The sequence below is a fragment of the Pseudonocardia sp. genome (assembly GCF_025965585.1).
Lineage (GTDB): Bacteria > Actinomycetota > Actinomycetes > Mycobacteriales > Pseudonocardiaceae > Pseudonocardia.
On sequence record NZ_JAOPWR010000256.1, the window covers coordinates 1 to 5007 of the forward strand.

Annotated in this window: 5 protein-coding genes; 4 read left to right on the plus strand and 1 reads right to left on the minus strand. The window is 67.6% G+C overall.

Features of this window, described 5'->3' with window-relative positions; translation table 11 throughout:
• Nucleotides 1–740: 740 nt before the first annotated feature.
• Complete coding sequence (locus tag JWR81_RS16605; RefSeq protein ID WP_297652886.1) at nt 741–1511, minus strand: G1 family glutamic endopeptidase; 771 nt, start codon at nt 1509–1511, stop codon at nt 741–743.
• A 1021-nt stretch (nt 1512–2532) separates the two neighbouring features.
• Between JWR81_RS16605 and JWR81_RS16610 the strand changes: the two genes are divergently transcribed.
• The 4 genes from JWR81_RS16610 to JWR81_RS16625 all read left to right on the plus strand — a co-directional run.
• Nucleotides 2533–2952: a hypothetical protein gene (locus JWR81_RS16610; RefSeq protein WP_297652889.1), complete on the plus strand. Its 420-nt coding sequence runs from the start codon at nt 2533–2535 to the stop codon at nt 2950–2952.
• A gap of 419 nt (nt 2953–3371) precedes the next feature.
• On the plus strand, nt 3372–3530 hold the full coding sequence (locus JWR81_RS16615; RefSeq protein ID WP_297652891.1) for a hypothetical protein: 159 nt from the start codon (nt 3372–3374) through the stop codon (nt 3528–3530).
• 97 nt (nt 3531–3627) lie between these two features.
• The gene (locus JWR81_RS16620; RefSeq protein WP_297652893.1) at nt 3628–3900 is read left to right on the plus strand and encodes a hypothetical protein; all 273 of its coding nucleotides are present in this window, start codon (nt 3628–3630) and stop codon (nt 3898–3900) included.
• Nucleotides 3901–4162: 262 nt separating this feature from the next.
• On the plus strand, nt 4163–5007 hold an 845-nt coding region (locus JWR81_RS16625; protein WP_297652896.1), incomplete at its 3' end, for a PAS domain-containing protein.

The window sequence follows — 5007 nt, forward strand, 5'->3', positions numbered from 1 at the left end:
CGGACGTCCTGCGGGTCGCGGATCTGCGCGGCCCAGCTCTCGGGGGTGTAGCCGACCTGGCTGAGGTAGTACGGCATGACAACTCTCCTTCTCTACTCGGGCTTGCGGCCCCAGGCCGTGTGCACGGATTTCGAGGCGGCGTGCCGCGGGTTCCCTGGACTGCGTGACGGTGCAGTCGGGACGAGCGGGGCCGGCGTTACCCGGCTGCGGCCTTCCGGCTCGCGAGGGATGTTCCGGGAATGTGGCCGTGGCTAGCGGGACATGAGTGCGCGGACCTCGGGAGGTCGAGCATGCCGTCCGCGCGCGGATCCAGCTGCTGCGGGTCGCGGAGTAGCCGATGTAGCGCGGCGGCGTGAAAGTCAGCAGCAGGGACGCAGGCTCGTCAGGATCGGTGTTGCCGAAGGTTGTGCGGCGTCCCTTGACCGGCGGTGAACAACCCACCCGGTGCTAGCAAGGGTCCTGCCCCGGATGTTCGGCAACGAAGTCCAGTCTGTGGATATGGCACGGACAGGACGGCGACCGGGCGAGGTGATTCTGGCCGAGGTCGAGCGGGAGCAGCGGGAGCGATGGTCGCGCCGGGCGAAGTCGTCACAAGCCCTGGCACAGCGGTGCAAGATCGTGCTGGGCTGCGCGGACGGCCTGTCCAACGCCGGGGGGTGTCGATCCGGCGCATGACACTGGCGGCTCGGCGAGCTGCTCCCCGCCACGTGGGTGACGACTGGGCTGTGGATGCTGGTTTCTCATTCATGCCGGTAGCTGATGGTGAACGTGTTGCCGGAGAGTGGTCCGGTATGGTCCTGGTAGCCGTTGTTGCTGCTGGCGTCGAACGCAGTCAGGTGATAGGCGCTCAGATTCTTGCCGTCGATGGTCGTCTCTGTGAAAGAGAACTTGCCGAAGTTGGGAAACGCTCCTGTCGGGGACTCGAGGATGGCTTCGGCGGAGGCATTATCGCCGTTGGCGGTTTCATTGACAGTTTTCGTCCAGTGTCGGGTGTTGTTGGTGATGGTTAGCGTGTAGTGGGTATTTGTGCGTACTACCTCGGCGCTGATCGAGTCGCCCTGGCGAATCGCGTTTCCGTAGTAGGCCGGCGGCGCCGGGTACATCTCGAACCAGAGCCGATACTCCGGCTTCCCGGACAAGCAGCTGATTTCCATCCCGGTCTGCTCGACCGAGTTGCCGACGACGCCGCCGAGGCCGACCCACGGTCCAGTCACGTCGATCGTAGAGTTGCACTTCACGGTCGGGGCCGTCCAGTTTGCGGAGACTGAGGTGAATCCAGATCCTAGCGCCGCGTAACCTGACCAGGCGCGGCCATTAATGTTGAATCGATTGTGTGCATGCTTCGCGCTGTCCGCCTGGCTTTGGAGGACTGCAAAGCCGGCGGGCGGGTGAGTTCGGGCCGGAGAGTATGAGGTTCCTGGTGTTCCGATCAGTAGGACGGCAGCGCTGACCAGTGCGGCGGTAAAACCGCCGATTCGGTCAATTCGACTGCTGGCACGGTGAATCTTCATCTATACCCCACGTGCGACCGATGCGCTTCCGCTGATCCACTCCGCCACCGCGGCTCAACGCTCGACCAACTAACCACGTCGTCTCCGTCGCCGGTAGGTGCAGGCGGTCAACGGTGGAAGCGTTGCCCCGGTTCACCGCCGGGTGGTAAGCAACCGCCGCCGCCTGTCCCGAGGGGGCTGACGCAACCCTCGACGCACTCGACCCACGTCAGAGCCGCGACGGGCCACTCTCTCGAGTCGTCGGCGGTCCGGTGTTCGGCTGGACCACCGGAGCAAGCCCGTTCCACTGACGGATCGCCGATCCTCGATCGGAGGACTGAGGACCGTCCGCGTGAGCCACCACGACGACACGTCCCGAACCGCCAGTAGCCGGACATCCCATGACCTCGGGCGTCGAGCCGCAGCTTGTTGATCGTGCGATTGGTGGTGTCCCCGGGCCGGCAGCGCGCGGGAGATCACCGCGCCTAACGGGCCAGTGCTCGCCCAACGCGCGGAGCGGGCACGTCATCCATCAGCGGTCCACGACCTGCCGACCACCGGCGGGGGCCCTGTCTGGCCGCAGGACTCAACTGCGTCCTGGCGATGCGAGTGCTCACCCACCGGCGGCTACCGACGCCGAGCCTCCCTACCCGGACCCGGCAGGTCCCATCAGGCAATGCCGCACTGCCCCGACAGCGGGTGGCTGCCGGCTACACGGATTGCTGCTCTCTGGTGCTCGCCGATTGCGCCGGACGAGGCAAGTGACGGGCGAGGTGTGTTGCGGACGGGCGACCAGCGTGGCGCGTTCGCGTGGTCCGACACCCGAAGGCCTTGCGATCGGCAAGGCCGTCCGTACCGTCGAGACGGGGCGCTGGCGAATCGCCGCAAGCACCCACGGGCTCTTCTGGAAGCCTCCACGGGCTCGTGCGGTCTCTCACATGGGAGCGCGCGAGCGGCCTGACCGTTGGCTTGCACCTTCTTGCCCCCGGCCAGCGCCTTCCGTTCCGTGACACTCCCGACGCGCGTAGAGGTGGGGAACTCAATGAGCCAGACCATGACCCACGACCAGACCATGACCCAGGAGCATTTCAACAGGGCCCTGCGCACCGGGCAGGAGGCGATCTCCACAGCTGTTCGGACCTGGGGCGAAGCCGTACAAACCGCGATGGGGATCGGCACCGGTCGCGGTGAGCTGCCCACACCCGCGCACCTGGTCGACGGGTGGTTCGACATCGCCTCAGAGATGCTGGAAGCGCAGCGCGAGTTCGCCGAGGGCGTCCTGGGCCTCGGCAATCCCGCCATAGAAGTCATGTCCCGCGCGGCACAACAGACCGCCGAGGCGATCGAGCAGTCCACCCACGCCGCCTCGGAGGAGGCCGACCGCGCGGTGAGCACGGCTCGCCGGCAGCGGGCCGAGCGGCCCGCCGACCGCGCCGACGCCGCGGCGCGCAAGGACGGCTGATCCACACCGCGATACCCAAGGTGCCCGATCGAGATCTCGCCGTCATGCCGAGCGGCATGACGGCGGCCGGGGGGCGGGGAAGACGCGGGCACCGCCATAGCAGCGGTTCCGGCGGGCGTTTCCCGAGGAGCTACAGCTACGGGCAGTGGACCGGCTGGGCGCGGGCTGTGCCGGACGCCCGCGCAGCCGTAGCAGAACCGCTGACCGGGGCCGGGTACTTCCGTCGGCCTCCGGGCTGCATGGTGTTGCCCCGCAGTCGACCCGCTCCCCGTGGCTGACGATCGGCTCGGATGCAGGCGCCGGCCGTGCTGCCCGCCCGGGTCGTGCTGTACCGGTGACCGCCGAGGACGAGCTCGCGCGCCGGCGGGCCGAGCGGGACCGACCCGTCCACCCTGCCGGCGCTGCCGAGCGAGGATGTGGTGCGCCCACCGGGATGGGCCGCGTCTGTTGCCGTTCGTGGTGCAGCCCGCCTCGACGCGCTGCAGAGCATCGTCGTGGAAGTGGCCGACGAGCTCGACGACCGCGGCGTGCACGACCACGGCGAGCGTTTACGCGGTGCGCTCCCCGTGCGGATCTGATCCGTACACCGCTTAGGCCGTTCGGGCGAATTGCATTGATGTCATCCGCGGCCGCTACGCTCCCTGGACGCGCTCCCCGGCGAGAGGAAGTGGCCCCATGGGCTTCGAGCTCGACGAACGTGCCTTCAAGTCCGCGATGAATAATGCGGTCAACAACGGTGTCTCCCGCCTCGCTGGAGAGCTTCCGTGGGCGGTCGACGACGTGCACGCGCAGTACCGGGGCAAGCCCATCGAAGAGATCAAGAGCGCGCTGCAGCTGCGGTTCGCCCAGATCGAGGGCACGAACCCGCTCGCCGATCCGCAACTCTCCCGGTACGCGGAAGCCGTCGCGGAGGGCCGCCGCCTCCGGATCGACTACCAGCCGATCTGAGGCCGCCGTCTCGGCGCGGTCGTACGTATTGTCGGGGTTCGTCAGCTCACCGGAATCGAAGAGGCGCTCGAGCCTCCCTCACGGTCCGCGGTGACGACCCCATCGGCACTGCCGGGTATATCGCGCCGAGCGGTTGCACGGGACGCTCCCGTAGTGTGCTCGCTGAGCGTATCGAACGTCCTCGCATTGTAGGTCCCGTCGAACTGGCGGACGGCAGGTAACGAACCGGGCGCAATTCCGAGACCTGTGGGTAGCAAGAACTATGGGGGACGGCAAGAAGGGGGACAGCGCAATTTCCTGCATGGGCCCGGCGTACCAGGCCTGTTGCCAGAGGAGGCTCGTGATGGTGAACGATGACGATCTACTCGACAGCGGGGCCGCGCCGGTCCGGCAGCACGGTTCCGCGCTGCGCTCGGCAGACCACCCTGGCCACGAGGTCATGGAGGGGAGCGGTGAGTTCGAGGGATACCTGGTATCGGTCAATCCCACCTTCCAGGACGTGCTCGGGTGGTCGGCAGACGAGCTGACCTCGGTTCCGTTCTGGGAGCTGCTGCACCACGACGACCAGCACCCCGCGGTCGAGCTGGTCGAGCGGAGCTTGCTCAGCGGCCCAGGCAGGCTGACGGACGTTCGGGCCCGGATGCTGTGTCGTGACGGGTCCTACCGATGGACCCGCTGGAACGCCGATGCCGATCAGAAGACGCAGCGCTGGTGCGCGCGTGGCGTCGACATCAGCGGTCTTGTCGCGGTCGAGGACGGGAAGCGGGTGCGGGTCGGAGCGTGGGACTGGCATGTTCCGACGAACACGCTGACCGGGTCGGACGGCCTGTGCGAGGTCTACGGCGTCCCGGTGAGGTCAGGGCAGAACATGGAGCTCGCTCTGGCCCGCATCCATCCGGAGGACCGGGGCAGGGTCACTCGTCTCGTCCGGCGCTTTCTGGAAAGCGCCGTCGTGGAGTACGCGACCGACGGGGTTGCCGAACCTCTTGTCGTGGATCACCGGATCCTGCATCCGCAGGACGGTGTCCGATGGGTGCACTCCGTGGGACGGGTCATCTTCGGCGACGACGGCCGGCCGGAGCGGATCCGCGGCCTCGTCCGTGACGT